This is a genomic window from Paenibacillus sp. SJS-P3 (assembly GCF_056711585.1).
Genome location: NZ_CM160043.1, coordinates 2,547,635 through 2,574,435 on the forward strand (window position 1 = coordinate 2,547,635; position 26,801 = coordinate 2,574,435).

The window sequence follows — 26,801 nt, forward strand, 5'->3', positions numbered from 1 at the left end:
TGTTTGAGTGTCAATGTATTTTTCTTGACGGTTTTACTTGGTTTTACAAATTCAAATCTATGGTTTACATAATTAATCTTACTATGATGTCAAGTAAAAAATAGAGCCTGCATCGATTGCAGGCCCTTCTCGCTTCTACCTCTTATCTTTTTTGAAAAACCATCAGCACGGAACGAGCTGTGAACTCTGTTTTTTCCTCATATTTCTCTTCTTCAACGGCAACATCGTCCCGTTCTTCCCGGAGCAGATTCCAATCGGCGTATGCGTCACGCAGCAAGCGGTCCGCTTCCTCTTCCGGAAGATTGAGCTCGATCTTCGCGTCAAGCTTCTCCCCTGTTGCCGCCACTCTCTCGGAAATTCCGGTATTCATGGCCAAGCAGTGGATGCCGCCGTTCCGGGTTGCTTGCTGCAGTTTCCCGATAACGGCTCTAAGGGCATCCTCCGAGGAAACATGCTCCAGACAGCCGCAAGCGACGACATAATCATAGGTATCCGGTTCGTAATCCGCTTTTTCGGCATCACACCGTACCGCCTCTACATGCTTCTCGACTCCATACTTCCGAGCATTTTCCACCAGCTTGCTTACCGCTTCCTGCAGCAGATCCGTTCCGGTCAACCGGCCTTCTCCGGCCTCCTGCAGCCTCTTGGCGAGAGGAATGGCATTGCGGCCTGATCCGCAGCCAAGGTCTAGCACAGCTGGATTCGGATTGCCGGCGATGACGAGCTCCAGGTATTCCATGACAGCCGGGATCGGATCCGACAGCCAGCTGCCCGGCTCCAGAATCTCCTCGGTCTCATACAGATGGGCATGATAAGTTTTCTCCGATTCCCTCGCTTCTTCAAAATCATTCTTGGGCATGGGGATCCTCCCTTGCATTCAAAGTGTATGATCCCTTCATACCCTGCTTCAGGCCCGTTGAAAATGGCACTCTCTCAAGCTTCGGCCTCCTCTGCCGGCTTGAAGCGGTCCTTGGAGAAGAGATACCAGAACATGACGGCGATGAGCGTATAGATGACTGCCGTCACCGAAAATGCCCACGCATACCCTTGGTAAGGCCCGTATTTGGCGACTAGGCCCGTACTGATCGGCGCTGCGATGAACCACCCTAGATTGAACATCGCTTCGCCTGAGCTCGCTGCCAGCCCCCGGAGCGAGCGATGCACATACTTCATCTTGATCGTATTGTAGAACGGATTCGCGGCATTCATCAGCGCCTGGCGGAACAAGTACCCTGCGCCGGCAAGCCAGAATTGATGCGTATAAGCGGTCAGGACTAGAAACGGGATGGAGCTGAGCTGAAGCCATACGACCGCCTTGACCTCCCCCATCCGCCGGGCGATGGCCGGACCGAGCAGATAGGCGACAGCCGTCGCGCCTTGGCCAAGCGCAACGACGAGGCCGATGACCGACTTGGACGCCTCGAAGCGATCCTCGAAATAAACGTTGAGATAAGGAACGACCATTCCTCCCGCCATCGAAGATAGCAGGCTGAGCAGCGTGAAGGCGCCGATGGCGTAGAGCGAGGAGCGATGCTCCTTCATCGCGGCCTTGAGCCGAACTCCCTTCACGGGGCTCGGCGACTGTGGAGCTCCTTCCTTCGAAATGGATGCCCCTTCCTCTTCCTTTCCGAACAGGAGGACGGGAATCAGCCCCGCCCCGGTTATGGCGGTGCCGATCAGCAGCGTTAGCCGCAGGCTGAGCACTTCGCCCAGACCCGCATGCTGCAGCAGGTCGGTGATGAAGCCGCCGGCCAAATTCCCCACCACGTTGGCTGCCATTACGAGCGCCATGTTGAAGCTGAACAGATGGATCCTTTGGCGGGCGGTCGAGTTGTTCGCCATGAACGGCAGTATCGTCGCCGATACGATCGCCTGTGCGATGCCCCCTGCGAACGCGGATCCGGTCAAGCCGCCCGCTCCCGGCAGCCAGGCGCGGAGGACGAGCGCCGCGACGACTGCGGCTGCCCCGATGCTGATCATCCGCTTCGGTCCGAAGCGGTCATTGGCCAGGCCGGCGGGAATCAGGATGAGCGCGGAGGCGAGCGCGGTCATGCCGACGATCTGGCCGACCATCGTCGGCTCGTAGCCAAGCGCTTTCACATATAAGTTGTAGACGAGGCTGTACATGCCGAGCCCCACGTTCCAGAGCAGGTTGAACACAAAAAACAACCGGATATTCCGGCTGTAGCTCTGGATTTGCATCTGCCATTCTCTCATGAAGTTGGACATGTTACCCATACTACCTCATGCGGCAGATTCCGACAATACTTCCGGCAAGTCTATCCGGGTGCACAAAAAAGAGCTTGTTCGACAACCGAACAAGCTCTGGGAAGCCAGGATCAGACAATCTCCGCTCCCAAGCAGGTGCGGAAATGCCGCAATGCCCATTCATGTCCGGCCTGGTCGAAGCTCGCGACCGCATGCTCATGGATGAAGAGGGAGTAATGGAGATTATAGGCGTCCACAGCCGTGTGCAGGATACAAATATCCGTGCAGTCGCCGACCAGATGCAGGTCGGTGATTCCTCTCTCCCGCAGCCGCAGATCCAAGTCGGTTCCGGCAAAAGCCGAATAGCGGGTCTTGTCCATGTAAATGACGTTGGGCATCTCCTTGATGCTCTCGTACGTTTCGGCCAGCGAGCCGTACAGCTCTCTTCCCCTCGTCCCTCTCTGATTATGAGGAGGGAACAGCTTCGTTTCGGGGTGCCACGGATTTCCGGCCTCATGGACGTCGACCGCGAAAACGACCAAGTCTCCGGCTTCCGCGAATTCCCGGGTAAGCCGGACGACCTCCTCCTCGATGGCCTGTCCTGGCTTGCCGCATGTCAACGCGCCGTTATCCGCTATGAAATCATACGTGTAGTCGATATTGATCAGTGCTCTCATGCCGCTCATCCTCTCTTCCGGATCTCCTTGCCGGCAATCGCCGGCCGCTCTCCCGTTTCGTTGACGGATTGATCCTGATCCGCTACGATTCGTGATGAAGGAGGCGTATAAGAAATGAATGCATTCATAGGTTTGGGAGCCGCCGTCATGTTCATCGGGGTCGCCCTCGGCGCTTTCGGCGCCCATGCGCTCAAGCGCAGGCTGAGCGAAGACAAGCTGGCCGCATACCAGACAGGAGTTCTGTATCAGCTTGTCCATGGAATCGGCCTTCTCGGCATCGGGCTTGCCGGATTCTTTTCCGACTCCGCCCTGCTGGCCGCCGCCGGCTGGCTGCTCGCGGCAGGCATCCTGTTGTTCTCGGGAAGCCTTTATGCCTTGAGCCTGTCCGGAATCCGCAAGCTGGGAATCATCACGCCGATCGGCGGCCTTGCTTTTCTGGCTGGCTGGGCGCTGATGGCCGCCGCTTTTTGGCTGTAGTCCGCTACTTATGCAGGGATGCTGATTTCCGCCCCGGCGGAAATCAGGCCATCGGCACAAGACGCCTCCTTAAGATTGGACAAGACCGGGCATCGGCGACAGCTCCAGCGGCAAGGTCCGTTGGGAAAGCACCAGATCGCCTGCCGAATCCAATCCATATACCGACATCGCCATTTCCGAGAGATCGTCCACATTGTTCAGCTGCATCTCGTAGACCGTCAATCCGGAAACGCCGAACGAACAGGTAACCGCCGAGTTCGAAGGCACCATGAACCCTGCCACATAGATAGGCGACAAGGCAACGAAGGGCAACTGCCTGCCCGGCTGGCGCCTTACAGACGGTCCAGCTGCCTGCGTTCCGCGCTAGGCTTGCATTCCCGGCACAAGCCGACCACGCGGCCGTTCTCGTCGGAATAAAAGCTCAGCCGCGCAGCCGGCTTGCGGCATGAGGAGCATAACTGAGATCCCGGCTTCGCGGCTGCGCTGTCGCTTCTGCCTTTCCGGGACCGGTATGCATTCATCTTGACGATCTTGCTCTTGCCTTGCCGGCCGGCAGCCCGGTAACGGCGCCAAGCCCATGCTGCGGCTGCCGCAATCGCCGCCACGGCTATCCAATATCCGGTCATAGCCTTCTCCTCCCAAGCAAGTGGATAATTTCAACCTGTCAGAAACATCACGGTTCTATCTCCATTTTTTCAAATGTCTCCCAAAAGCATACATGACGAGCAAATGAACTTGCGCTTGAGAGTACTTATACAGCAACCAAGGCAGCGACGGGATGAAATCGTGGATGGCCGCGAGGCATTCCCTTGATCCTGGCAGCAGCAGGAAATCAAGCCTCCCTCGGCTCCCTTTCCCCGTGTGGGCCAGCAGCCCTCCGCTGATCTCGAAGGTGAAGCAGCGGGAAGCGCCCGCTGTTCTGCGCTCAGTCAGCTGCAGGAGAGGCTGCGGAATCCCTGCCGCATACATTCGGCATTCCCCTGGTATATTCCTGTCGATCCGCAGCAGCGGGCGGCTGACGCGGGACAGCCAGTCCAGATAATAGAAGGCCGCCTGCTCCGCGTCCATGCCCCCAGGCAGGCTGAACCTTTGGACGGATCGGACATCCGGCCTCCTGTCCGTCTCTTTCCTGAATTCCGCTTGCCCGGCAGCCTCGCGGACAGTCTCGCCTGTCCCGAACCACACCGTATCCGCGCCATAGCCCAAGGCTGCGCAAATGGCCGTCGCTGCATGAAGCGGCTCTGCGCCGCCCGCTGCGATGACGGTCAGCGGCAGTCCGTGAGCAGCGAGAATGCCCTCCACTTCCCGCTGCCCTTGGAAGCTGCTGGCTCTCCCCCGCTTCGACGGGCCTGGCGGGATGTTCCCGTCCAAGCAGATGATCCGCTCTACGCCGTTCGCTGCGGCGGCATACGCGAAATGCTCCGCCAGCAGGGCATCCAGGTCCCGCGATGTCCCTTGGGTCAGCCTTGCAGAAGGCTTCCCTGCATGGATGAGGTATACGGCAATATCGACATCAGCCAGAGCCTGCACGGCTTCTTCCTGCGAATAGAAATCGCATGTCCGCCACGTCAGTCCATCATCATGACCTCTGGCCGCAGGATGCCTGCCGATGCCGACGAGAACGGTCTCGGGCGGCAGCATGGCGGCAAGCCTGCTCCCTACCGATCCGCCAGCGCCGGCGATCGCGATGACCGGGCGGCGGCTTCCCGCTCCTGCTTTGCCGGCAGCGACAAGCAAATCCGGCCTAATGGCCTTCTCCAAAGCCCCGCCCCCTTTCATTCCTATACGAATTGATACCCTGTGGACGCGATGGTCAAAAGAAGAATGACTTGAAAGCATTCTATTGCGCACAGCGGGCACCTTGTGAGAATATAGCGGTATCCAAATTCTACAAGGAGCGATGAACCGATGCGCAAAAACCTGGAAAGATTCAAGCAAGCGCTGCAGAACGAGAACAAGCTCGCCGGGCATGAAGGCGTCCTGATCGCTTTCGACCATCTTCTCGACCTCCTTGAAGAACATGAGCAGTATCACCGCGTCGAGATCGGAGCCCGCAGCATCAACAGCGAGAAATCCAACGGCGAGGTCGAAGCCGCTATTCGGCAAGAGACCGAGTTTTTCCGCAATGCCGTTCATACGGTCATCGACCGGACTGTCGCCGACTTGGTCCACAAGGGCCAGAAAGACTGGAAGAAATTTTACGACCGGGTCGATTGACGGCCTGAACTTGCCTGCCCCAAGCCGGGGCAGGCTTTTTTTTCATTGTCTGTTGGGAAGGCCGTCCGCCCTTACTCCTTGTCCACTCTATGAATAGAGTGAACCATAACCGAGAGGGTGACAGATTATGGCCAAAACAACCATCATGATCACCCAGTCCGTATCGGCCGATGCGATGATCCGCTATGTGGCGGGCGTGAACCTTTAACTCAGCGGAGAAATCGCAAGACAGTTCCTGGCGGTCGCCGCCTGCTACGGCTTGCGCGGAAACATCGCTCTGTGCCAATCGATCCATGAGACGAGCTGGTTCCGCTTCGGCGGAGACGTCCAGCCTTCGCAGAACAACTTCGCCGGAATAGGCGGTACGGGAGGCGGCAATCCGGGCGCGGAAGCCCTCGTCCTTCACGGCTGCACAGCCAGCTGCAGGCCTGATGCTGCAAGGCCGCGACAGCGGCGCCTACATAATGACGCCGTCCTCGCATAGCGGTTCATACTGCCTTCAGAGCTGCCTGGATTCCATGAATCGCTTGATATAGTCCAGGAAACGGCGGGCTGCCGGAGACAGCAGCTTGAACGAGGAAGCGGCGATCGCCAGCGTCCGGTAGCGCCCGTCCTCCAGCTCGACCATCGCGGCGTGATGATCCCTGCCCTGCAGCACGAGCTCCGGAAGGATGCTGATGCCGAGGCCGTGCTCGACCATAGCGATGATGGCATAATCATCCGCCGTCTCGTACTTGATGCGGGGCCTCTGGATGACCTCCTCGAGAATGCGCCGGACGTCATAGTCGGAGCCTTCCTTGGGGATGATGAAGTCCTCGCCTTGAAGCTGCTGGAGAGACAGGAACGGCTGGCCGGCGAGCGGATGGTCGGCCGGCAGCACGCAGAGCATGCGATCCTTCTTCAACGCCAGCGTGTCGAGTCCCTCCCGGGCCGGAAGGCTCAAGAAGCCCATATCCATGCTGCCGTCGGTGATCCCTTCCTCGATATCCCGGTAATCCCCCTCGATCAGCTTGATCTCGATTCCGGGATAGTCGCGGTCGAACTCCTTGATCATTTGCGGCAGCCAGTGGACCGACACGCTCGTGAACGTGCCGAGCCGCACCGTGCCTGCCTGCAGCCCTTTGATCGCCGCGATTTCCTGCTGTAGCTGCTCCTGCCAGGACAGCATCTCGCGCATCGGCTTCAGCACCCTCTCCCCATTGACGGTGAGCTGGATGCCGGAACGGCTGCGGGTGAGCAGCTGGATGCCGAATTCCTTCTCCAGGCTGCCGATCGCATGGCTCACTCCCGATTGGGTCAAGCCCAGCGTTTCCGCTGCTTTTGTCAAGCTTCCGAGCTCGACGACAACGCTGAATATTTCGTATTTGACCAGACTCATGAACGGCTGCTCCATTCCTTCACAATCATGAATTCCCTTCATGTAAAACATGAATAACATTCAATTCACTTATGTTATGGTTCCTAGTATACTTTACCATCGGAAGATACGACAAGAAGAGGACGGGAACACGAACATGAAGAAGTCGGAATGGCTGCTCGTAATGGTAACGATATGCTGGGGATCCTCCTACCTGCTGATGAAGCTGGCGTTGGATTCAGTCGGGGAAATGACGTTGATCGGACTGAGGTTCGGCATAGCCTTCGCGCTTACGGCCGTGCTCTTCCATCGGAAGTTGAAAGGCTTGTCCTTGCATACGACCGGTTATGCAGCTTTGCAGGGAGCGCTGCTGCTCGGCGTCTTCGTCACCATCACGTACGGCCTCAAGACGACGAGCACGTCGAATGCCGGCTTTCTGGTCAGTCTGACGGTCATCTTCGTGCCGATCCTGTCCGCCGTGTTCATGCGCCAGAAGATGAAGCCGCAGCTGACGGCCGGCATCAGCCTCGCGATCGCAGGCATCGGCCTGCTCACGTTGAAGATGCCTCTCAGCATGCAGCCGGGAGACATTCTATGCATCGCAGCGGCATTCTTGTATGCCGTATATGTGCTCGTCACCTCGCGGGCTGTCCGGAAAAAGGTCGACATGTTCCAGCTCGGCATCCTGCAGCTGGCGTTTACAGGCGGTTACGGCTTCGTCCTGGCCTTTCTCCTGGAGAAGCCTTCCCTGCCGCATTCGCTGGACGGATGGCTCTCCGTCGGCGCTCTGGCTGTCGTCTGCAGCGCATTCTGCTATATCGCGCAGCCGCTCGCCCAGCGGTATACATCCCCGGCCCGGGCAGGCCTTATCTTCGCGCTCGAACCCGTCTTCGCCGCCCTGTTCGGCTATCTGTTCGCAGACGAGGTGTTGAAAGTGCAAGGGTATATCGGAGCCCTGCTCGTCATGTCTGGCGTCCTCGTATCGGAGTACGGAGGGCGCTGGCTGTCGGGGCTGCGCAAAAAAAAATCAGGCCAGCCGGCCGTTCCGGCCGAAACCTGATTCACGCCATGGCGCATGCCTGGCTTGCCGCGCGGGCTTTGCCCGCTGCCGCGAGCGCATGCTCCATGGCCGTTTTTTTAATCTCATCCGGATGAAGGCTGTCGCGGCTGAACATCTCGCACAGCGCATCCTGCGCCGCCTGCACCGCGAGGGTCTCGTTCTGCAGCAGATACATGCATACGCTGTAGCAGTCCCGCTCGGCCGCGCGCAGCCGGCGAATCCTGTCGGCTTGATCCCTCTTGCTCATGATTCAATCTCTCCCCCATGGCATTGCTCTATCTATAAGACGAATGATACCGCCATTATGTAGCACCTACATACGCACAAAACCAGTATAAGGGAATTCTACCAGACAAAAAGCAACAAAGTATTTACGAATTCTGAGTTTTTTCTTAAGATTGCTGGAAAAAGGAGCGCTTCGCCGCGATATCGACGAAGCGCTCCTTCCTTCATTAGATGTCGGCAGAACGCAAAGGTTCCGTCGACGAGGAGATCAATGCCCCGCGCGCGGGTCCGATGTTGAACAGGAACGCCGCCGCCAGCAGCAGGCCAACCACGCCGGACAGCAGCAGCCATGGAAACGCGACGTCTAGCGACGCTTCTCCCGGCCTGAGATCGCTCTGCAAAATCCGGATGAAGGCATGGGCGCCCGTCGCTCCGGCAGCCGTGCCGGCGAGCAGGCCGCAACCGCCGAGCAGCGTGCCCTCCAGCAGGAACGACCGGAACAGCTTGCGCGGGGGAATGCCGGCGCAGCGCAGCATCGCGATCTCCCGCGACCTCTCTCCAATAGAGCGCTTCTGCAGCACCGCAAGCCCCAGCAGCCCGATGACGGCGGACAGAACCGTGAAGCCGATGAAGCCGTTCACGAGCTGCTTATTCTCCGCATACTTCTCGCTGCTCGTCAAATAGGGTATGCCCGCCGACGGCGCTCCGCCCGACACGAGGCGGCTGCTGATCTCGCGGTCCAGCTCCAGGTCGCGGTAATCGAACTGAAGGAGCAGCAGCCCTTGATGGGACTGGTTCGGCCAGCGATGGTGGTAGGGCTTGAGCTTGGCCAGCAGCCCGGGACCGACATAGGTCGTCGCGTATACATATTCAGAGCGGACGCTGGATTCCGTATTTTCAGCCGCAAAACCGGCAATCTTCAGCTCAACGGTGAGGTCAGGCTTGTCCGAGGGTCCGACGAGATTTTTTTTGTAAAAGCCCATTCGGATGGGATCTCCCGCAGCATATGTTGTTTCCGGTCCGGAAAATGAAGAGGGCTTATCGTCTGCCGTCTTCCTGTATTGAAGAGGCAGGACGACATAACCGTCGTCCGATTTCACTTTGTTCCAGGCTTCTGCATCGCTGCCGAATTCCGGCGATCGTTCGGCGAGCTTCCAGCCGCCTCCGGCGAGCAGCTCCTGCGAGACCGGCACGAACGCCTGGCTGAATCGGGAACCCGTCCCCTCCAGCTGAACGCCGCCCATGACAGGCTCGCAGCGGCGTGCCCCGTGACCGTCCGGCTCAGCTCCTCGTCCGTCCTCAGCAGCTCGAGCACGCGATCCTTTTCCTTTTCCGACTGGTAGGGAACGTAGCTCCGTATCCGAGCATCGTCTGGACCGTATGTTCCGTATTCATGTTTTTGAGAATGAGGCTGCTCAGCCCTGCGGTGAAGGTCACCGTCATCATCGCGATGCCGAACAGCAGCATGACGGTGAACGTCCTTCCCGGACGCTGGCCGGCATAACGGACGGCGAGCAGCGACGACAGGCTGAGGCGTCCCGCCAGCCGGCGCCCGGCGCCAAGCAGCAGGCCGAATACCGCGTACACCGCTGATGCCGAAGCGCCGAGCCAGACGACCAGCAGCACCAGCATGGTTTCTCCGGAAACCGTTGCCGGCTCCCACTTGAACGCCTGATAGAGATGAGCCGCCAGAAAAGCGGCCGCCACGATGTGAAGCGCCGCGGCTCCGGCCGCCTTTTTCCACCCCCTGCTCCGCTTGCCGCCGTCCGCCGCCTCTCCCCTCAATGCGGACACGATCGTTCCGGCACCGGCTTTGCGGCTGGCGAGCAAGACAAGCAGGCATTGATACAAGAGCACGGCTGCCGCTGCGGCGATTGCCAAGCCAGGGGAAATGCGGGCCGAGATCGGGATGCCGGAGGAGCTGACCGCATGGCCATATCCGCCGCCGTAGAGCAGCTTCACCATTCCCCATCCGGCCGCCGCCCCCGACAGCAGCCCGATCAGGCCGGAGAGCAGCCCGAGCAGCAGCGCCTCGGCCGCGAACAGCCCCCTCACCTGCCGCCGGTTCATCCCGATCGCCCGCAGCACGCCGTACAGCTCGCTTCTGGATTCGGCCATCATATGGACGATCTGACGAAGCAGGAAGGCGCTGGAGAAGATCGCTGTCAGACTGATCGCCATAATGAGCATGACCATTTCTCCGCCGGCCCTGGATAACGCCACGTATTTCACGAGCCGGGTTTCCGTCATGTCATTCATCTTGTTGCTGTAGTTCATTCCCAGGACGCTGTCGGCCGGATCCGTCCTCCCGACCAGCACGAAGCTGTAGCTGCCTTCAGGGCTGCCGGCAAGCGCCGCCGCATCGCCCTCGTTCACCAGGATCGTTCCGTTCCGGCTGCCCCTGTCGCCTCTATACCCGGTCACTCCGGTCGCCTCGACGACGTCCCGGACGATCAGAGGCTTGCGCACCCCGGCGGCATCCGCCGCCCACACCGCGTCACCGGCCTCAAGCCCGAGCCTGCCTGCGGTTTCCCGATCCAGAATGACTTGCCCCGAAGGCAGCCCTGTCCTCCATAATGCGGCCTGTCCTTCATCAAAGAGCTTCGCCTGCTGCGGATCCAGTCCGAGCAGTTGGACCTGCTGCAGGGATTTGACTCCAGCATCCTGCCGGGCGGAAGCGAACAGCGTCGTCGCGCCGGCGACGACCGGCAAGCTGCGATAGCGGACGCCGGGCATCGATTCCAGCTCGGACCGGAGTGTGCCGGCCTGCTCGCCGCTGAACGGCTTGCCCTGCTTCGGCATCAACACCCAGTCGATCGGGCCGAAATGAGCGCGCACCCATGCGTCTCCGCTGCCCTTGACGGCGATGTAATGAAAGCAGGACATCGAGATGAGCATCGCTCCGATCGCCCCGGCCAGCAGGCTGAGCAGCGTCTGCCGCTTCTGCCTTCTCAGATACAGGAGGCCTATCCGCCAGCTCAATCCCTTCGCCAGCATCAGACTGTACCTCCGTCATGCACGATCCGCACGTTGAACATGCGGATCTGCCTCTTCATCCGGGCTGCGAAGCCCGCATCATGCGTCACCAGCACGATCGTCGTGCCGTAGCGGACATTCAGCATTTCCAGCAAGCCCAATATCTGCTCCGCCGTATCGGAATCGAGCGCGCCCGTAGGCTCGTCCGCGAACAGGATATCCGGCCGGCCGGCTACCGCCCTGGCGATCGCCACGCGCTGGTTCTGGCCCCCGGACAGCTGCGCCGGAAACGCCGCCGCCTTGTTCTCCAGCCCGACGAGCTTCAGCGTGTCCCTTGCTGCGGATTGCGCCTCTTTCCTCGACAGGCCTCTAGCCATGAGCGGCAGCATGACGTTCTCGGCCGCGTTCAAGACGGGAACCAGATGATAGGATTGGAAAACGAAGCCCATCCGCAGAAGCCTCGCCTCCGCCAGCTCCTTCTCGCCGAGGTTGTGGAGGGCGCTCTCTCCCAGCCAGACTTCGCCGCTCCCGGGCGGCTCCAGGCCGGCCAGCACATGCAGCAGAGTCGTCTTGCCGCAGCCCGACGGTCCGGTGACCGCCACCGTCTCTCCTTTCTCCACTAGCAGGTTGATCTCCTTGAGCGCCCGGGCGGCCTCGCTGCCTGTCCCGAACGTTTTGCTCACTTGCTTCGCCTTCAGCATTCCGGCGCCAGCCCCTTTCTCCCGCGCAGCGGGTACGCCAGTATACTAACAGGCTTATGTGCAGCAGCCGTCGACACAATGTGCAGACATTGTGCAGAAGCGGCTATTCGCGATAGGCAGGAAGCTCGGCATAAAAAAGAGCTCCCGCTCCGAAGCGGCTGCTGACGCCGACGGTGCCTCCATGGGCTTCGGCAATGCCCTTGACGACGGCCAGCCCCAATCCAAGCCCGCGCGGCGCGGGACTTCCGTCCGCGTAAGTCCGCCTGCGGACATAGCGCTGGAACAGCTGATCCAGCTCTTCCTCCTCCATTCCCCAGCCGTCGTCCTCGACTTCGATCCGCACACCGCTGCCTGCCGCCGCGACTCGGACGGTCATCGTCGTGCGCGCATGCCGAAGAGCGTTGTCCGCCAAGTTGAGCAGGAGCTGGCGGATCCGCTTCTCGTCGCCGAATACCGTCGCCTCCCCGTCGAGCTCCGTCCAGACCCGGATTCCTTTCTCCCCGGCCTCCGCTTCCAGCAGCTCCGCGATCGAGGCGGCGGTATCGGCCGGAGCGAACCAGCGCTTGTCCAGCGCCAGCCGTCCGCTCTCGACGAGCGACAGATCCTGCAGATCCTGGACGAGACGCGCCATCCCTCTCGCCTGCTCCGACAGCAGGGCGAGCTGGGAGGCATCCAGCCCGCGCTCCTCGTACAAGGCGTTGTCCAGAGACGTCAGCAAGACGGCGAGCGGCGTCCGCAGCTCATGGGCGACTTCGCCCACCATCGATTTGCGCACCGTCTGCAGATGCTGGATATAATCGGCCGCTTCGGACAGATGCCCGGACAGCTCCGCTTCGGCCGGATTTTCGGCGATTGGCAACGCGTGATGCATGCGGAGTTTATGCCCTGCCGCAGCAGCGGGCGCGCTGCCGCCCGGCCGAAGAAGCTTCGCCCGGGCAGCCCACAGCCTCAGCCGGCGCTGGCCGCGAGCGGCCTCCAGCCTCATCAGGCCCCAGACGCAGGCGAACGCGGCCATGCCTGCTGCGGCAGCCCATCCCGCCGCATGCCCGCCAGCAGAGGAGGCGACGGAGGCTTCGACCGTTCCCGCCATGCGTCCGTCAAGCATGAAAGGCTTCACCGACGTCAGACGGCTGCCGCGAGGACTTACATCCTCTCCGGCGACAGCGATCGTCTCGCCAGCGGCCGTCCGGACCACCAGGCGAAAGTCGCCGCCGGCCGGATAAGCAGCCGCATCCCGCCGGAGAGCCTCTTCCATTCCGGCCGCCGAACCGTGCATGCCCGCATAGGCAGCCGCATACCCGCTCCAGTACAGTGCGAGCCGCTTCGCTTCGTCAGGCTCCTTGGACAATTGCGGCGTCGCCAGCAGCACGGCGGCAGCCGCCATCACCGCAGCGGCCGAGCCGCAGGCTATCCGCAGCCAGGCAGCCCGGAATACGGAGCGTGCCTTCATTCCTGCCTCTCTTCCTGGAGGAAGCGATAACCGACGCCGTATACCGTCCCGATATAACGAGGCTCGGCTGAATCGTCCCCCAGCTTGCGCCGCAAATTCCGGATATGGCTGTCTATCGTCCGCTCATACCCTGCATACGCTTCGCCGAGAGCTTCCTCCAGCAGATGCGTCCTAGTGAATACCCTTCCCGGATGGGAGGCCAGCTTCAGCAGCAGCGCGAACTCGGTTCGGGTAAGTTCCACCGAAGCCCCTCCGACGCTGGCTTCGAACCGTTCCGGAGAGATGGAGAGGCCGCCGCGAACGAGCCCTTCCGTCCTTGCCGGCGGCGAGCCCTCGCCTTCCTTCATCCTGCCGGCTCGGCGAAGCACCGCCTTGATCCGGGCATGCAGCTCCCTGAGGCTGAACGGCTTCTGGATATAATCGTCCGCGCCGATCTCAAGCGCCAGGATGCGGTCGAACTCGTCGCTTCGCGCCGTCACCATCAGGATCGGCAGCTGCCACAGCCTTTCATTGCGGCGGCATATGTCGAGACCCGTTCCTTCGCCCTTCAGCAGCCAATCCACAAGCAGCAGCTGCGGCTTCTCCTTCTCGATCAGGACGATCGCAGCTTCGGCCGAATCAGCCGTAAACACCTCGCAGCCTTCTCTGCGCAAATACGCCGCCCCTTGCTCCGCCAGCTCCCGCTCGTCCTCCACCCATACGATCCGTGTCATCTCAGTTCCTCCCCTCCGCCCGATTGTTCCCATGGCCTTCCTTGCCCGACAGCCGCTCCAACGCAGCGGCTGCCCGCCGGATTCCCTCGGCAATCATGTCCTCTTCGGCCGCCGCGACGCTGATGCGCATCCAGCCGGGACGTTCCCCGTACAGCTCCCCGGGACTGACGGCGACGCCTTGCTCCAGGCATCCCTGCAGCACTTCCATTCCGGAGCGCGCCAGGCCATGCTTCAGCCAGATATAAAAGCCGCCGTCCGGAATCGCTTCGTGGATGGCCGCATACGGAGCAAGGCTGGCCGCCGCGGCTTCCGCGGCCGCCTCTCTTCTGCGTTCGAGCGCGGCGCGCACGGCTTCCAGCCTGGCATCGAACCGGCCGCTGACCAGCAGCGCCGCTCCCAGACGTTCTCCCGGATGGCTGGTCGTCAAGCCCGAGGCATGGCGTGCGGCCCTCAGCGCCGCCATCATCGCCCTTGGAGCGGCGATCCAGCCTGTCCGCATGCCGGGAGTGGCGATCTTGGAGAATGTGCCGCAGGATATGACCCGCTCCCTGCCGCCGGGCAGCGAGCGCAGCGAAGGAAGCGCCGTCCAGCCCGGCTTGCCGAGCAAGGAGTAGGGATCGTCCTCGATGATCGGCAGCCTGAGCTCGGTGCAGATCGCGAGGAGCTGCAGCCGTCTCGCCATGGACAGCGTCGATCCGGTTGGATTCTGGAACGTCGGATTCGTGACGACAAGCCGGATCCGGTGGCGACGGTGCAGCTCCGGGAGCGCTTCCGGCATGAGGCCGTCCTTGTCGACCGGCAGCCGGACCATCGAGATGCCGGCTTCCGCGAATACGCCCATCGCGTACAAATAAGACGGGCCTTCGACCGCTACGGCGTCCCCCGGCTCCAGCATCGCCCTCGCGACAAGGCCGAGCGAATGTTTGACGCCGAATGTCAGGAGCAGCTCATCCGGCTTCGCTGCCAGCGAAGGACCGATCGACGGATGGGAGGCGAGCGCTTCTCTCAAGCCGCGATCACCCAGCGGATCGTCCCTGTAGCTGAACGGCAGGCTCCAATCAATCTCTCCCGACAGCCGCTCCAGCAGCTCCAGCGGCATCAGGCTGCGATGCATCTCTCCTTGGGTGAGGTCGATCACGCCTTCTCCCGGCGCCTCGTTGACGGCCTCCTGCAGCCGGCCGGAAGGATTGTATCTCCGGCGCAGATAGCGGATCCAATCCGGCTGCCGCTCTCCCTGCTCCCCCTGCTCCCACATCGAGTCGCTGACGCTCGTCCCGCTGCCCGGGCGCGACTGGACGAGGCCGAGCGCCCTCAGCTCTCCATATGCCGCCTGGACCGTGCTGCGATTGACCGCCAGCCTGAGGGCAAGATCCCGTTCGGCCGGAAGCTTCGAGCCCGGAGGCAGCAGCCCGCTGCGAATCTGCTCCTCATAGTGCCGGCATATCTGGATATAGACGGCGTCTGAGCCGGTTGGATCCGGTTTCCAGAACATGGGCGTCCCCCCTTTTGTTTCATTATAGCGCCTCCATGAATTGGATGGGCAAAATTTCCTCCAATTGGCTGATGCGCCCAGCCAGCCGAACCGCTATGATGGCAACAAAACAGAGGGGGATCCGCCATGTTGTTCAAGGAACCGAAATTCGCCTGGCTGCTTCTGACCGTCTTATGGTGCTTTACCTTCGCAGGCTCGCTGGGCCGCATCGTCATCGCCTTTTTCCAGCCGGAAATTACCGCCGACCTCGGCGTCGAGCGGGACTTTCTCGGCTTTTCGTGGTCGACCGCCATCGTGCTGACCGCCGTTTGCGCGCCGCTCGGCGGCCTTCTCGCCGACCGCAAAGGCTATGCAGCGGCGATGGGAATCTCCGCCGCGATGAACGCCCTCGGCGCCGCCTCGGTGCTGTTCATTCCCGGCACGCTCGGATATTGGCTCGGGAACGGATTGCTTGCCGGATTGAGCGGGCTCGGAGCCACCTCGGCCTATATGCTCGTGCAGGACTGGTTCCGTCATCACCGAGCCAAAGCGCTCGCTCTGCTCGGCAGCGCCGGGTCGCTTGGCCTGGCCGTGCTGACGCCGCTGCTGACGCAAGGCCACAAGTACGAGTGGAGACAGCTCTATGGTGTGCTGCTCGTCGTCCACCTGCTGTTCCTGCCTTTGGCGGCGCTCGTCTTCCGGCGCCGGGCGGCAAGCCTGAATGGCGATATGGAACAGGTTCCTCTCGTCGAGAAAAAAGGTCTCTCCGCAGCTACTGAAACGGCTCTTCCACCGGAGGACGGCCAAAAGCCGCATGCCGGAGCTCAGTCCGGAAGCTCCGCCGCCTCTTCCGCAGACTCTCCCCGTAGCTGGCGGGAGAAATCCGCCGCGCTGCTGGACATGGCCCGAAACCGCGTATTCCTCGCCGTCTCCTTCTCTCTCCTTGCCTGCGGCTTCAGCATGGGCACCGTGGAAATGAACCTGGCAGCCATCCATCAACACTCGCATGTGCCGGCAGCGACGATCGCCGCTTCCCTCAGCCTGCTCGGCGTGCTCGAAGTTTGCGGCGGGCTCCTGTTCTCCTATTTCCTGGACCGCTCCTCCCGATCTTCAGCGCTGGCTTTGCTGTTTGGAGTCCGCGTCCTCGCCTTTTCCTTGCTGCTTCCCCATCTGCAGCTGTCGCCTGTATTTTTCTCGCTGCTCTTCGGCGCAAGCTATGTTGGCGCCGTATCGGGCGGCATTCTGCTCGCGGAGGAGAGCGCCGGCGGACCGGGCGGCCTGCGCACCGGATTTCTGCTGCTCGTCCATCAGCTCGGAGGAGCGGCTGCCGCGCTCGGAGGAGGCATCCTTTACCGGCTTCAGCATTCGTACCAGACCGTCATTGCCGTCAATCTGGTTTTGAGCGCGCTCGCTTTCCTCTTCTTCCTCCTGCTCTCCCGGCATCTTGCGGCAAGACGCAGCCCATCGAGCGGCAGCTCATCGGAGCTTGAGGCTTCCGGTTGATGCCGATGCCAAGCGGAGCCTCAGCCCGCTTCGCATGCGATTTCATGGACAGCAGCCTGCGGAGATGTTACGGACGAGGTGTTTAAGATCCGGGAACGAATACATCGCGGCATGCGGATCCGCGATAGGGAAGGACCTGTCTGATCCGCGATAGCCAGGGATGGACCTGTCTGTCCCGCGCCTAAAGCGGGAATGCAAAAAGGGCTGTCCCCCGATGGGAACAGCCCTTGGCCGGCTTCCGGCTCATGCGACGTCGAACGTGCTGCGCTTGATGATATGGAGATCGTCTCCGGAATAGATATGGATGTAGATGACGTATATGCCCGGCTTATCGAACGTATGCGTGACCTCATACTGACCCTGGGCCTTCTTCTTGGATGTGATCAATATTGGGAGCTCCTGCTCCGTTTCTTCCCGGATGTCGAAGTCGATCTTCAGGTTCTCTTCCGTGACCAGTCCCTCGATGGCCGCCGTCAGCTGCAGCGGCGTTCCGGCCACGGCTGCCGGGTCGCTCGTAATCGCGACCTTGACCGCCGATTCGTCCTGATATGGCGCGTTGCCGGAAGATCCGCAGCCCGCCGCGACCAGAAGCACGAGAACCGCGAGCGCCGCGAATGTCCATTTCTTCATGACCTGTATTCCCCTTTCCCAGTTGCGCTTGTCTCCTTATTATACCTGGGGAGATGCTCTGCTGCTCCTTGCAACCATGAACTTTTCTTGTCGAGTGCTGTCGCCTTGTGATATAATTCACACAACTGAATATGAACCTTCGGGGCAGGGTGCGATTCCCTACCGGCGGTGACGGCGCGAACGCGCGCCGAAGCCCGCGACTCCCTGATCTGCATATGCGGATCAGGGACTGACTTGGTGCGAGTCCAAGGCCGACGGTGACAGTCCGGATGAGAGAAGGTTTAATGCGCTTCGTGCCACGATCATGGCGAGGCGTATTATTTCGTGCCCCCGCCATTTGTCATCTGGCGGGGGTTCGGAGCTTCTACGAGGTTCAATTCAAAAACCCGCCACTGGAGGTTGTTGAATTGAAAGACACAGCTACGCTTGACCGTCCGCTCAGCGCGGACAAAAGCCTGTTCACCCGCAGCCGCGGCATCTGGTACGTCGTTCTCGGCGCGACGCTCTGGGGAGTCGATCCCCTCTTCCGCATCCTGCTTCTGAAAACCTTCACGTCTCCGCAGATCGTTTTCCTGGAGCATCTTCTGCTCGCTCTCTATGCCGTACCGGTCCTTATCCATTACCGTCATCAGCTCACCGGCAAGCTCACCCTCGGCGTCGTCGGAGCCCTGTTCTTCGTTTCCTGGGGCGGCTCCGCCATCGCCACGGTGCTGTTCACGTCCGCGTTCACGATGGGCAACTTCAATGCCGTCCTGCTGCTGCAGAAGCTGCAGCCGCTGCTGGCCATCATTCTTGCCCGCTTCATGCTCAAGGAATCCTTCCCAGCCCGCTTTTCCTGGTATCTGCTCGTCGCGCTCGCCGGAACGTACCTGCTTACATTCGGCTTCCATGCTCCGCAGCTCGGCCTGCATGATCTCGGCTCCCAGGCAGCCCTGTATTCGATCGCGGCCGCTTTCCTGTGGGGCGGATCGACCGTCATGGGCAAATACCTGCTGAAGAAGAAGCTCGGCTTCCATATCGTCACTTCGCTCCGCTTCCTGCTCGCCATACCGCTGCTCGGCATTCTGCTGCTGGCCGCCGGAGATGCCTGGAAGCCGCTCGGCAGCTCGGGCACGGCTGCGATTCTCATCGTCAACCTGCTCTTCCAGGCTTTCATTCCCGGGCTGCTGAGCATGCTGCTTTATTATAAAGGGCTCTCCTCGACCAAGGCTTCCATCGCCACGCTGGCCGAGCTTGCCTTCCCTGCCGTCGGCGTCCTCATCAACTGGATCGTATTCGGATCCGTGCTCAAGGTTCATGAGCTGATCGGCTTCCTGCTCATCTGGGGCGTGCTCGTCATGCTCAGCCGCAGCACGGCCAGAGCCGCGGCGGAGCAGCCCGCCGCCTAATGTCCGGCTTCGCCGCCGGACTGCTCACCATCCGGATCATGCCGATGCCGCTCACGATCGATCGACTCTCCATCTGCATCATGCCGATGCCGCTCGAGATCGATCGCTCCGCGCAAGCCTTCTTCGATGCCTTCCGCGGCCAGCAATGCCCTTTGAAGCTCGCCGGCATCTCCCGGCAGCGACACGGAGCCTGCCGCGTTGACGACGCGATGCCAGGGCAGCCCGTACTTCTCCCCCATGGAATGGAGGATGCGGACGACCTGGCGCGCGGCGCGCGGGCTTCCGGCCGCTGCCGCGACCGAGCCGTAGGTCATGACCTTGCCTTCCGGGATGGCGCCGACGACCCGGATCACTTTTTCCGTAAAAGGCTGCATATGTCTCTCCCCCATAAGTAGAACTAGAGCCCGCGCTGACCAGCAGCCGCGGGCTCTTGCCTGTTTATCCGTTTGCTTCCGAATCGGCGATATGTTCCATGCAGAACGTCTCCAGTTCGGCGAGCTCTTCATCCTCAAGGCCGAAGTCCAGCAGCCGGTCGCTGCCCCGCTCGCGGATCTCGTGGCGGATGATGGAGCCTCCCGCTCCTTCTTGCTTGTACACCGCGCGCACGTACAGGCCGCTCGGCGAATACAGCTCGTCCTCTTCGTCAACCTCGATCTGAAGCAGGTATTCATACCGCTGTCCGTCCAGAATGCCGAACGGATCCTTGATTTTCTCCACGCTGTATTCCGTAATTTCCATATCAATTCTCCTCCTGTAACGTTCCTTCGGGCAGCACCGACACGACGGCTTCCCGAACTTGACGGTCAAGCAGCTGCGAGGACAGGATGACGACTTCCCCGCTGTCACCGCGCGACCGGATCAGCCTCCCGACCCCTTGCCTCAGCCTCAGCTGCATGAACGGAACCTCGATTTCCTCGAAGGCGCTCTCCGCCGCTTGGCGCCGGGCGTTGAAGACCGGATCACGCGGCGGCCAAGGCAGATCCCAGACGACGACGAGCGACAGCGACGGACCCGGCACATCGAGTCCTTCCCATAGGGTATGGGCGCACAGGATGCTTTCCTCGTCTTGCTGGAAAGCCGTGATCAGGCTGCTTATTTCCGCCGTGCCTTCAAAGTGCATCCGGTATTCCTTCATCTCCGGCGCTCCGGCAGCCCAGTCGCGGAACGACTCTAGCTGCTTGCGGGACGGGAAGAGGAGGAGAGCCCTTCCTCCGCTGTGGCGGAGCGCCTCGACCGTGCGCCGCCTCTTGTCCTCCGCTGCCGCGGCAGGATCGAGATGGATCCGCATCTGGGAAGCATAATCGTACGGAGACGGAGTGCTGAAGCTCAAGTAATCCTCGATTCCGAGCGTATCGGCCGCATAATGGAAGGAGCCTCCAGCCGACAGCGTAGCCGAAGAGAAGATGATCGGCATCGATTTGGCGAATACCCGCTCCCGGAGCACTTCCTTGACCAGCCTCGGCATCATGACCAGCGTCAAGCCGTCAGGATCTGGCAGCAGCCAGGTGATGAGCCCTTCCGGCTTTTCGAACAGCGCCAGGGCCGTGCCGATCATATCGAGATGCTCTTCCACGATCGTCAGGTGATAACCGTCCAGGGTGAACAAGCCGCTCTCGAATACGAGCTGCTCCTCGATCTCTTCCAGCAAGGAGCGGAATGCGCGGATTTCCCGGAGCAGGCCCGGCGTCAGCTCGAACTCCAGACGTTCCGATCCTTCGACGGGACGGCTGGCCTGCTGCAGGCGCCGGAACAGCTCCTCGCTGCGGGTGATGGCGTCCTCGATCGCATACGCCAGCGTTTCGCGGATGTCGTTCTGCAGCAGACGGCTGATGATGGATTCAAATACCGAGTGCTGGAGCTTGTAGGTCAATGCGTTCTGGGCCGCCGTCTCCAGCAGATGGCCTTCATCGAATACGACCGAGCTATGCTCGGGCAGCAGCGGCAGCTGGCCTTCCCGCTTGCGCGCTTCGGCCGTCCACACATGCTCCATGTAAAAATCATGGGAGCAAATAATGAGATCGGGCGACTTCCGGTAATGGTCGCGCGACAGCGTCATGCCGCAGCGATGGCGCTGCGGGCAGACGAAGCAGTCCTGGAACACGTCCCAGCCGATCTTCGACCAGTTGGCGTCGTCGAGCCCGGCATAATCCTTGCGGCTGCCGTACGGATGGAAGGACTGCAGCGTGTCGGGCTTGCGCACGAATTCGGGAAGCGTCTCGTAGATCGCCTCGTAGCCTTCGTCTCCCCGCACGTCGTCGAGCTTGTTCAGGCACAGATACTGGCTTTGCGACTTCGCCATCCGGGCATCCACCTGCAGGTCCAGGTAAGCCGCCAGCTTGGCGATGTCTCCCTCCGCCTTCGTCAGCTGCTCGATCAGCGATTCGTCGGCGCAAGCGATGACAGCAGGCCGGCGGGTATACCGGGCATATGCGACGGCATAGAGCAGGTAGACGAGTGTTTTACCCGTGCCGACGCCGGCCTCGGCGAACAGCGTTTTCTTTTCCTTATAGGCCCGTTCCAGCTGGAAGGCCATGTAAATCTGCTCATCGCGGACTTCAAAGCCGGCTTCAGGCAGAATATCGTAGAAAACATCCGAGATCCAGTCGCTGGCTTGCTCGATGAAGGGACGGGTCGGATCAAATTCGAAAGGATATGGGGTCAAATGCGCTGCAGCCTCCGCTTGGTTCTAGATTTCTGCGGGGCAGCGTCATGCCCCGTCATGGACTCATGTATCTTCCGCCGCCGATGCCGAGATCGGCCAGCTTGCCGGAATCGGCTTGCAGCAAAAAGGAATTGCTGCCCTCGGCGGCATTCCATTCCATGCCCAGAACCATGCCTTCGCCGGTACGCGCGGCAAAGCGCAAGGAAAAGGATTCCGGGCTCATGCTGCCGCCGTCATCCACGGTCCACGTAGAATTTTCATCATAATCCGCCGGGAAGTCCTTGTAAAGGGGTTTCGATTCCTCCGGTACGAGAACGAGGCTCGCCAGCATGCTTTTTTGATCCCGCACGAACTGGATCAGCAGCAGATCCACAGAATTTCCGTTCCTGTCGATCCGGCCGATCGTCCAAGCCTGGTCGACCTTGCGCTTTTTTTCTTGGGCAATGGCCTTCAACAGAGAGGCGTCCGGCTTGGCATCCTTCCTTTCCTCGACCGGGAAGAATGCATCTGGAGCGGCTTGGCCGCGAAGCATATAATAGGTGGCGTTCAGCTTTGCAGTCCCTTTTTCAACCTGGAACACGTATCCCTTCATATGGACAAAGTTGGATGCCGTCTGCCTCCCGTTATCCTTCTCGTCTCCTTGCTGCACTCCCGCGTAAGACACCGGCAGCGTCCTGCCGCCTGCTCCCGCTGCGGTCTTGATCGAAGAGAGGACATCCGGATCGATCTCTCCCCGGATATCCGGCACGATCATCAGCTTCGTTCCCGTCTCGTCGGCAAAGCTGAAGTAGGGGGACAAGGAATTCTCTCCAAGAGCAGGAGCCGCTGATGCGGAGCTCCCGGAATTAGGCGACGGCGATGCGGACGGTTTTCCGGACGCAGCCGGCTTCGGCACGCTCGCTGACGGTGAATGCGATTCTGCCGGCTTCGGCACGCTCGCTGACGGTGACGGCGATTTTGCCGCATTTGGCGCGCTCGTTGACGGTGACGGCGATTTTGCCGCATTTGGCGCGCTCGTTGACGGTGAAGGCGATTCTGCCGCATTTGGAGCGCTCGTTGACGGAGAAGGCGATTCAGGCGTCATTGGCGCGCTCGCTGTTTGTGACGGCGATGCAGGCGGCTCCTGTCCGCCATTGCTCGGATCAGGCGAGGATGGGATGGTCGCAGTTCCATCCATGTCCGTGCTTCCTCCTGACGAGCCGGTTTTGTTGTCTCCGCCGCTGCAGGCGGAGAGAGACGTCGCGAGCATGATCGCAGCCGCGCAGAATGCAGCCTTGCGGAATGCTGTCATTCGTCCGCCCCCCATCCGTACGAGCCGATGGCGGCAATCTGCTGTGACTCCAGCACCGTCACTCCAGCGGGAGCGCTCTTCGCCGCCTCCAGCATGGCGGACGCAACCGTCGCCGCATGAACGGGCCGGTAGCGGGCCAGCTTGCCGACCATCAGCCCCGACAGCGGCTGCGCAAGCGCTGCTGCCCATTTCTCTCCCGGCCGCCGCTCCTGGCGCTCCCCGAGCAGCTGGGACGGCCTGAGCAGGATCAGACGCCGGAGGCTTAGCTTTTCCAGCTGCCGCTCCAGCTCGCCCTTGACCCGAAGATAGAAATACCGGGAGCCCGGCGAAGCGCCGATCGACGATACGATCACAAGCGCGCCGGCTCCCTGCGAAGCCGCCATTTCGGCAAGCCGCAGCGGAAGCTCGTAATCCACCCGTCGAAACGCTTCCTGCGTACCCGCTTTCTTGATCGTCGTGCCCGTGGCGATGAACAGGTCGTAGCCTCCCGTAATGCCTTCGAGGCATTGCTCCGGCTGGCCGGATTCCATCGTCCTCTCCTCAAGCCTCGGATCCGACAGCCCCGTTGGACGGCGTCCGATCGCAATGACGTTGGCGTAGCGGCCTCCGGCAAGCAGCAGCTTGAGCAGCTCGCGGCCGACTAGGCCGGTTCCTCCTGCAACAACCGCAGTTTCTCCCATATTGCGATCTCCTTTCCTGACCCATGATCTCCATCTATTTTTTCATTTCGCCGCTTAGAAAGCAATTTGCGCCTCTACTTGGAACAGACGTGCAGGAGAATCAAAAGGGTTCGGATGCAGGCTCGCCGAGCAACAAAAGGCCCGAAAGCCAAGTTAGACGGGTCTTCCCGCTTGTTTGGCTGCTTCTGCCACAGTAGCTCCGAGTTAGACGGTTATCCCCTCTTATTGGGCTGCTTCTGCCACAGTAGCTCCGAGTTAGACGGTTTTCCCAAGTAAGACGGTTTTTTCCGCTTATTTGGCTTCTTCTGCCCCAGAAGCTCTGAGTTAGACGATTTTTTCGGCTTATTTGGCTGCTTCTGCCTCAGAAGCTCCGAGTTAGACGGTTTTTTCCGCTTATTTGGCTGCTTCTAACCCAGTAGCTCTGAGTTAGACGGTTTTTTCAGCTTAATTCACTCCTTCTGCTACAGAGGCTCCGAGTTAGACGGTTTTTTCGGCTTATTTGCCCATTTCTACTGCAGAGGCTCCGAGTTAGACGATTTTTTCTGCTTATTTCGCTGCTTCATCCTCAGATGCTCCGAGTAAGACGGTTTTATCCGCTTATTTGGCTTCTTCTGCCCCAGAAGCTCTGAATTAGACGATTTATTCGGCTTATTTGGCTGCTTCTGCCTCAGAAGCTCCGAGTTAGACGGTTTTTTCGGCTTATTCGCTGCTTCATCCACAGATGCTCCGAGTAAGACGGTTTTTCCGCTTATTTCTTGCTTTCGACTGCTTCTGCCGCATGAGCAGCGAGTAAGACGGTTTTCCCAGCTTGTTTGGCTGCTTCTGCCGCAGAAGCTCCAGACCGGTCAAGCTCGGTAGCTTCATGGCTACCTTCAATAAGCTCAAGCAAACGCAAAAACCGCTTCTGCGGCGGCAGAAGCGGTGAAATCAGAGCGATGCAGGCAGCCTACTTGCCGAGCACGCGGAAGGTTCCGGTGCCGAAGGCGCATAAGTCCCCTTGCTCCGTGCGAGCGTATGCCTGCGTGCTGATCATCTTGCGGGATTGATGGACGATCTCGGCCGAGACGACCAGCCGCCCTTCCCTGATCGGCGAGACATAATTAAGGTTCAGGTTCGTCGTCACGACAGCCGTCTCCGGATGGGCCGCCATCGCGGCCATCCCCATCGCGGAATCGATCAGCGTCGCATATACCCCGCCATGCAGAATGCCGATCAGGTTCATATGATGCGGCTGGACATCGAGGTAGACGACGCATTTGCCGTTTTCCAGCTGCTGCATCTCAGCGCCCAGAAAGCCCCAGAACGATTCTTTGGCCGCTTCCTCCCAGATCGCCATTTGTTTGGCCAGGATTGTTGAATCCGCTTCCAAGTTTTTGTCCATCCGGCGTTCTCCTTTCAGACGGCGCTTCAATCCTTTGCCGTTTTCTCCTTCTCCTGCTCTTCCTCGATCAGCTTGCGCCGAAGCACCTTGCCGACGAGCGTCTTGGGCAGCGCCGCGCGGAACTCGTACACCTTGGGCACTTTGTAGGCGGCAAGCCTTTCCTTGCAAAACGCCTTCAACGCCTGAGGATCCTCCTGCGCGCCGCTTCTGAGAACGATATAAGCCTTCACCGTCTCTCCCCGGTAAGGGTCGTTGATGCCGGCGACGATCGCTTCCTCGACGTCGGGATGCTCGAACAGCACTTCCTCCACCTCGCGGGGATAGATATTATACCCTCCCGCGATGATGAGATCCTTGCGCCGGTCCAAGATGAAGAAATAGCCGTCCGCATCCATCCGGCCGAGATCGCCCGTATAGAGCCAGCCGTTCTTGATCGTGCCCGCCGTATCCTCGGGACGGTTCCAATAGCCGGACATAACCTGCGGCCCGCGGACGATCAGCTCTCCGATCTCGCCGGCCTCGACGTCCTCCCCGGTATCGGGATGGACGATCTTGGCTTCCGTATCAGGGAAAGGAATGCCGATGGAGCCCGGCTTGCGCTTCTCCCAGATATTGTTCGCATGCGTGACCGGCGACGCCTCCGTAAGGCCGTACCCTTCGATCAGCTTGCCTCCCGTGAGCTGCTCGAATCTCTCCTGCACCTCGAGCGGCAGCGAGGCTGCCCCGCTGATGCAAGCTTTGATCGACGAAAGATCATAATTCCTGATATCGGGATAATTGATGACGGCAATGTACATCGTCGGCGCGCCAGGAAAGACAGTAGCTTTGTTTTTGGCGATCGCACGGAGCACCTGCTTGATCTCGAACCTTGGGAGCAGGTCAAGCGTCGAGCCGTTCAGGATGCCCTGGTTGAGCAGCACGGTCATGCCGAAGACGTGGAAAAAGGGCAGCGCGGCGAGATAGCGCTCTTCCGGGCCTCCGGCCCTATAGTTCCACAGCTTGGACTGGATCGTATTGGCGATCAGATTGCGATGGGTAAGCATGACGCCCTTGGCGAAGCCCGTCGTGCCGCCCGTATACTGGATCAGAGCCAAATCGTTGCGGGCGTCGATCGGCACTCCGGGCGGCTTGGGCTCCGATTGCTTCAGCAGCTTGCGGAAGGAGATCAGCTCCTCGCCGTCATAGTCGATGGAAGGAATCGGCGTGCCGTCCTTTTTGGCCTTGATCGGATAGAGCAGGTTTTTCGGAAAGGACAGATAATCCGCTACGGAAGTGACGATGATCCGCTCTATCGGCTGTTTGGCCGTCGATTGCTTCACGCGGCCGACGAGCTGATCCAAGGTGACGATGATTTTCGCACCGCTGTCCGTCATCTGATGCTCCAGCTCCCGAGGCATGTACAGCGGATTCGTCATGACGACGATGCCTCCTGCGAGCAGGACGCCATAATAGGCGATGACGGCCTGTGGGCAGTTGGGAAGCATGACTGCGACCCGGTCTCCCTTGCGGAGACCGAGCCCGTTCATGGCGTTCGCGAAGCGGTACGTTTGATTCAATAAACTCTCGTAGGAGATGCGGGCTCCCATGAATTCCAGCGCGGTGCGCTTTGGATGCTTGCGGGCGGTCTGGACCAGGAATTCCGCCAGGTTCTGATCCGGGTAGTCGTAGGTCGGCGGTACTTCGGCGGGATAATGGCTGAGCCATGGCCGGTTTGACATGCCGTTCACCCCATTT

29 protein-coding genes and 1 riboswitch are annotated in these 26,801 nt (G+C 60.4%); of the genes, 7 read left to right on the forward strand and 22 right to left on the reverse strand.

Features of this window, described 5'->3' with window-relative positions; all coding sequences use genetic code 11:
* Positions 1–142: 142 nt before the first annotated feature.
* The 3 genes from AC06G8_RS11710 to AC06G8_RS11720 form a co-directional block, all read right to left on the reverse strand.
* Positions 143–859: a class I SAM-dependent methyltransferase gene (locus tag AC06G8_RS11710; protein WP_480282940.1), complete on the reverse strand. Its 717-nt coding sequence runs from the start codon at positions 857–859 to the stop codon at positions 143–145.
* A 74-nt stretch (positions 860–933) separates the two neighbouring features.
* Positions 934–2,229 (reverse strand): MFS transporter, encoded by a 1,296-nt coding sequence (locus AC06G8_RS11715; protein ID WP_480282941.1) that lies wholly within the window; start codon positions 2,227–2,229, stop codon positions 934–936.
* A gap of 110 nt (positions 2,230–2,339) precedes the next feature.
* A complete protein-coding gene (locus AC06G8_RS11720; RefSeq protein ID WP_447664123.1) occupies positions 2,340–2,885 on the reverse strand; it encodes a cysteine hydrolase family protein in 546 nt (181 codons plus the stop codon).
* Between the two features lie 114 nt (positions 2,886–2,999).
* Here AC06G8_RS11720 and AC06G8_RS11725 point away from each other — a divergent pair, with 114 nt between their 5' ends.
* Complete coding sequence (locus AC06G8_RS11725; protein WP_447664124.1) at positions 3,000–3,362, forward strand: DUF423 domain-containing protein; 363 nt, start codon at positions 3,000–3,002, stop codon at positions 3,360–3,362.
* 69 nt (positions 3,363–3,431) lie between these two features.
* On the opposite strand, the gene AC06G8_RS11730 is transcribed toward AC06G8_RS11725, so the two are convergent.
* From AC06G8_RS11730 to AC06G8_RS11740, 3 genes are all read right to left on the reverse strand, one after another.
* Positions 3,432–3,632 (reverse strand): hypothetical protein, encoded by a 201-nt coding sequence (locus AC06G8_RS11730; protein ID WP_447664125.1) that lies wholly within the window; start codon positions 3,630–3,632, stop codon positions 3,432–3,434.
* A gap of 62 nt (positions 3,633–3,694) precedes the next feature.
* Positions 3,695–3,988: a hypothetical protein gene (locus tag AC06G8_RS11735; protein ID WP_447664126.1), complete on the reverse strand. Its 294-nt coding sequence runs from the start codon at positions 3,986–3,988 to the stop codon at positions 3,695–3,697.
* 55 nt (positions 3,989–4,043) lie between these two features.
* Positions 4,044–5,123, reverse strand: a complete 1,080-nt coding sequence (locus AC06G8_RS11740; RefSeq protein WP_480282942.1) for an NAD(P)H-binding protein — start codon at positions 5,121–5,123, stop codon at positions 4,044–4,046.
* A 147-nt stretch (positions 5,124–5,270) separates the two neighbouring features.
* On the opposite strand from AC06G8_RS11740, the gene AC06G8_RS11745 reads away from it, so the two are divergent.
* Together AC06G8_RS11745 and AC06G8_RS11750 are read left to right on the forward strand one after the other, a co-directional pair.
* A complete protein-coding gene (locus AC06G8_RS11745) occupies positions 5,271–5,579 on the forward strand; it encodes a hypothetical protein (protein ID WP_447664128.1) in 309 nt (102 codons plus the stop codon).
* Positions 5,580–5,814: 235 nt separating this feature from the next.
* Complete coding sequence (locus AC06G8_RS11750) at positions 5,815–6,063, forward strand: hypothetical protein (RefSeq protein WP_480285427.1); 249 nt, start codon at positions 5,815–5,817, stop codon at positions 6,061–6,063.
* 15 nt (positions 6,064–6,078) lie between these two features.
* Here the strand turns inward: AC06G8_RS11750 and AC06G8_RS11755 are convergent, their stop codons facing one another.
* The gene (locus AC06G8_RS11755; RefSeq protein WP_447664130.1) at positions 6,079–6,957 is read right to left on the reverse strand and encodes a LysR family transcriptional regulator; all 879 of its coding nucleotides are present in this window, start codon (positions 6,955–6,957) and stop codon (positions 6,079–6,081) included.
* Between the two features lie 136 nt (positions 6,958–7,093).
* Between AC06G8_RS11755 and AC06G8_RS11760 the strand changes: the two genes are divergently transcribed.
* Positions 7,094–7,996, forward strand: a complete 903-nt coding sequence (locus AC06G8_RS11760; protein WP_447664131.1) for a DMT family transporter — start codon at positions 7,094–7,096, stop codon at positions 7,994–7,996.
* Between the two features lies 1 nt (position 7,997).
* On the opposite strand, the gene AC06G8_RS11765 is transcribed toward AC06G8_RS11760, so the two are convergent.
* The 7 genes from AC06G8_RS11765 to AC06G8_RS11795 form a co-directional block, all read right to left on the reverse strand.
* Positions 7,998–8,243: a hypothetical protein gene (locus AC06G8_RS11765; RefSeq protein WP_447664132.1), complete on the reverse strand. Its 246-nt coding sequence runs from the start codon at positions 8,241–8,243 to the stop codon at positions 7,998–8,000.
* Between the two features lie 205 nt (positions 8,244–8,448).
* Positions 8,449–9,465, reverse strand: coding sequence for an FtsX-like permease family protein (locus AC06G8_RS11770; protein ID WP_480282943.1), 1,017 nt, complete (start codon positions 9,463–9,465; stop codon positions 8,449–8,451).
* A 55-nt stretch (positions 9,466–9,520) separates the two neighbouring features.
* On the reverse strand, positions 9,521–11,218 hold the full coding sequence (locus tag AC06G8_RS11775) for an FtsX-like permease family protein (RefSeq protein WP_480282944.1): 1,698 nt from the start codon (positions 11,216–11,218) through the stop codon (positions 9,521–9,523).
* Positions 11,218–11,898: an ABC transporter ATP-binding protein gene (locus AC06G8_RS11780; protein WP_480282945.1), complete on the reverse strand. Its 681-nt coding sequence runs from the start codon at positions 11,896–11,898 to the stop codon at positions 11,218–11,220. Before AC06G8_RS11780 ends, AC06G8_RS11775 begins: the two co-directional genes overlap by 1 nt.
* Before the next feature lie 103 nt (positions 11,899–12,001).
* A complete protein-coding gene (locus AC06G8_RS11785) occupies positions 12,002–13,348 on the reverse strand; it encodes a sensor histidine kinase (RefSeq protein ID WP_480282946.1) in 1,347 nt (448 codons plus the stop codon).
* A complete protein-coding gene (locus AC06G8_RS11790; protein ID WP_480282947.1) occupies positions 13,345–14,061 on the reverse strand; it encodes a response regulator transcription factor in 717 nt (238 codons plus the stop codon). The genes AC06G8_RS11785 and AC06G8_RS11790 overlap by 4 nt, the downstream gene beginning before the upstream one ends.
* Position 14,062: 1 nt before the next feature.
* A complete protein-coding gene (locus tag AC06G8_RS11795; RefSeq protein WP_480282948.1) occupies positions 14,063–15,553 on the reverse strand; it encodes an aminotransferase-like domain-containing protein in 1,491 nt (496 codons plus the stop codon).
* A 126-nt stretch (positions 15,554–15,679) separates the two neighbouring features.
* Here AC06G8_RS11795 and AC06G8_RS11800 point away from each other — a divergent pair, with 126 nt between their 5' ends.
* Positions 15,680–17,035: an MFS transporter gene (locus AC06G8_RS11800; protein ID WP_480282949.1), complete on the forward strand. Its 1,356-nt coding sequence runs from the start codon at positions 15,680–15,682 to the stop codon at positions 17,033–17,035.
* A 243-nt stretch (positions 17,036–17,278) separates the two neighbouring features.
* On the opposite strand, the gene AC06G8_RS11805 is transcribed toward AC06G8_RS11800, so the two are convergent.
* Complete coding sequence (locus AC06G8_RS11805; RefSeq protein ID WP_480282950.1) at positions 17,279–17,665, reverse strand: hypothetical protein; 387 nt, start codon at positions 17,663–17,665, stop codon at positions 17,279–17,281.
* Positions 17,666–17,796: 131 nt separating this feature from the next.
* A riboswitch (FMN riboswitch) is annotated at positions 17,797–17,950 on the forward strand.
* A 122-nt stretch (positions 17,951–18,072) separates the two neighbouring features.
* On the opposite strand from AC06G8_RS11805, the gene AC06G8_RS11810 reads away from it, so the two are divergent.
* Complete coding sequence (locus AC06G8_RS11810; protein ID WP_480282951.1) at positions 18,073–19,053, forward strand: DMT family transporter; 981 nt, start codon at positions 18,073–18,075, stop codon at positions 19,051–19,053.
* On the opposite strand, the gene AC06G8_RS11815 is transcribed toward AC06G8_RS11810, so the two are convergent.
* From AC06G8_RS11815 to AC06G8_RS11830, 4 genes are all read right to left on the reverse strand, one after another.
* Positions 19,050–19,427, reverse strand: a complete 378-nt coding sequence (locus AC06G8_RS11815; protein WP_480282952.1) for an MGMT family protein — start codon at positions 19,425–19,427, stop codon at positions 19,050–19,052. The genes AC06G8_RS11810 and AC06G8_RS11815 overlap by 4 nt on opposite strands.
* 64 nt (positions 19,428–19,491) lie before the next feature.
* On the reverse strand, positions 19,492–19,791 hold the full coding sequence (locus AC06G8_RS11820) for a DUF6509 family protein (RefSeq protein WP_447664142.1): 300 nt from the start codon (positions 19,789–19,791) through the stop codon (positions 19,492–19,494).
* A gap of 1 nt (position 19,792) precedes the next feature.
* Entirely contained in the window at positions 19,793–21,715 is a 1,923-nt protein-coding gene (locus AC06G8_RS11825; protein ID WP_480282953.1) for an ATP-dependent DNA helicase, read from the reverse strand.
* Positions 21,716–21,770: 55 nt separating this feature from the next.
* Positions 21,771–22,514, reverse strand: coding sequence for a hypothetical protein (locus AC06G8_RS11830; protein WP_480282954.1), 744 nt, complete (start codon positions 22,512–22,514; stop codon positions 21,771–21,773).
* A 59-nt stretch (positions 22,515–22,573) separates the two neighbouring features.
* On the opposite strand from AC06G8_RS11830, the gene AC06G8_RS11835 reads away from it, so the two are divergent.
* Positions 22,574–22,966: a hypothetical protein gene (locus tag AC06G8_RS11835; RefSeq protein ID WP_480282955.1), complete on the forward strand. Its 393-nt coding sequence runs from the start codon at positions 22,574–22,576 to the stop codon at positions 22,964–22,966.
* 36 nt (positions 22,967–23,002) lie between these two features.
* Here AC06G8_RS11835 and AC06G8_RS11840 read toward each other — a convergent pair whose 3' ends face one another.
* The 3 genes from AC06G8_RS11840 to AC06G8_RS11850 all read right to left on the reverse strand — a co-directional run bounded on the left by AC06G8_RS11840 (position 23,003) and on the right by AC06G8_RS11850 (position 26,785).
* Complete coding sequence (locus AC06G8_RS11840; protein ID WP_447664146.1) at positions 23,003–23,686, reverse strand: NAD-dependent epimerase/dehydratase family protein; 684 nt, start codon at positions 23,684–23,686, stop codon at positions 23,003–23,005.
* A 946-nt stretch (positions 23,687–24,632) separates the two neighbouring features.
* Positions 24,633–25,067 (reverse strand): PaaI family thioesterase, encoded by a 435-nt coding sequence (locus AC06G8_RS11845; protein ID WP_480282956.1) that lies wholly within the window; start codon positions 25,065–25,067, stop codon positions 24,633–24,635.
* A gap of 26 nt (positions 25,068–25,093) precedes the next feature.
* Positions 25,094–26,785, reverse strand: a complete 1,692-nt coding sequence (locus AC06G8_RS11850) for an AMP-binding protein (protein ID WP_480285428.1) — start codon at positions 26,783–26,785, stop codon at positions 25,094–25,096.
* Between the last annotated feature and the right edge of the window lie 16 nt (positions 26,786–26,801).

Bases quoted from the DNA above. Each gene is read 5' to 3' on its own strand.
- AC06G8_RS11850 (WP_480285428.1), bottom strand. From the start codon at position 26,785: ATGTCAAACCGGCCATGGCTCAGCCATTATCCCGCCGAAGTACCGCCG.
- AC06G8_RS11785 (WP_480282946.1), bottom strand. From the start codon at position 13,348: ATGAAGGCACGCTCCGTATTCCGGGCTGCCTGGCTGCGGATAGCCTGC.
- AC06G8_RS11820 (WP_447664142.1), bottom strand. From the start codon at position 19,791: ATGGAAATTACGGAATACAGCGTGGAGAAAATCAAGGATCCGTTCGGC.
- AC06G8_RS11845 (WP_480282956.1), bottom strand. From the start codon at position 25,067: ATGGACAAAAACTTGGAAGCGGATTCAACAATCCTGGCCAAACAAATG.
- AC06G8_RS11730 (WP_447664125.1), bottom strand. From the start codon at position 3,632: ATGGTGCCTTCGAACTCGGCGGTTACCTGTTCGTTCGGCGTTTCCGGA.
- AC06G8_RS11835 (WP_480282955.1), top strand. From the start codon at position 22,574: ATGCGGACGGTTTTCCGGACGCAGCCGGCTTCGGCACGCTCGCTGACG.
- AC06G8_RS11755 (WP_447664130.1), bottom strand. From the start codon at position 6,957: ATGAGTCTGGTCAAATACGAAATATTCAGCGTTGTCGTCGAGCTCGGA.
- AC06G8_RS11775 (WP_480282944.1), bottom strand. From the start codon at position 11,218: ATGCTGGCGAAGGGATTGAGCTGGCGGATAGGCCTCCTGTATCTGAGA.
- AC06G8_RS11795 (WP_480282948.1), bottom strand. From the start codon at position 15,553: ATGTTCTGGAAACCGGATCCAACCGGCTCAGACGCCGTCTATATCCAG.
- AC06G8_RS11710 (WP_480282940.1), bottom strand. From the start codon at position 859: ATGCCCAAGAATGATTTTGAAGAAGCGAGGGAATCGGAGAAAACTTAT.
- AC06G8_RS11790 (WP_480282947.1), bottom strand. From the start codon at position 14,061: ATGACACGGATCGTATGGGTGGAGGACGAGCGGGAGCTGGCGGAGCAA.
- AC06G8_RS11800 (WP_480282949.1), top strand. From the start codon at position 15,680: ATGTTGTTCAAGGAACCGAAATTCGCCTGGCTGCTTCTGACCGTCTTA.
- AC06G8_RS11725 (WP_447664124.1), top strand. From the start codon at position 3,000: ATGAATGCATTCATAGGTTTGGGAGCCGCCGTCATGTTCATCGGGGTC.
- AC06G8_RS11715 (WP_480282941.1), bottom strand. From the start codon at position 2,229: ATGTCCAACTTCATGAGAGAATGGCAGATGCAAATCCAGAGCTACAGC.
- AC06G8_RS11805 (WP_480282950.1), bottom strand. From the start codon at position 17,665: ATGAAGAAATGGACATTCGCGGCGCTCGCGGTTCTCGTGCTTCTGGTC.
- AC06G8_RS11815 (WP_480282952.1), bottom strand. From the start codon at position 19,427: ATGCAGCCTTTTACGGAAAAAGTGATCCGGGTCGTCGGCGCCATCCCG.
- AC06G8_RS11765 (WP_447664132.1), bottom strand. From the start codon at position 8,243: ATGAGCAAGAGGGATCAAGCCGACAGGATTCGCCGGCTGCGCGCGGCC.
- AC06G8_RS11720 (WP_447664123.1), bottom strand. From the start codon at position 2,885: ATGAGAGCACTGATCAATATCGACTACACGTATGATTTCATAGCGGAT.
- AC06G8_RS11780 (WP_480282945.1), bottom strand. From the start codon at position 11,898: ATGCTGAAGGCGAAGCAAGTGAGCAAAACGTTCGGGACAGGCAGCGAG.
- AC06G8_RS11735 (WP_447664126.1), bottom strand. From the start codon at position 3,988: ATGACCGGATATTGGATAGCCGTGGCGGCGATTGCGGCAGCCGCAGCA.
- AC06G8_RS11745 (WP_447664128.1), top strand. From the start codon at position 5,271: ATGCGCAAAAACCTGGAAAGATTCAAGCAAGCGCTGCAGAACGAGAAC.
- AC06G8_RS11840 (WP_447664146.1), bottom strand. From the start codon at position 23,686: ATGGGAGAAACTGCGGTTGTTGCAGGAGGAACCGGCCTAGTCGGCCGC.
- AC06G8_RS11770 (WP_480282943.1), bottom strand. From the start codon at position 9,465: ATGGGCGGCGTTCAGCTGGAGGGGACGGGTTCCCGATTCAGCCAGGCG.
- AC06G8_RS11760 (WP_447664131.1), top strand. From the start codon at position 7,094: ATGAAGAAGTCGGAATGGCTGCTCGTAATGGTAACGATATGCTGGGGA.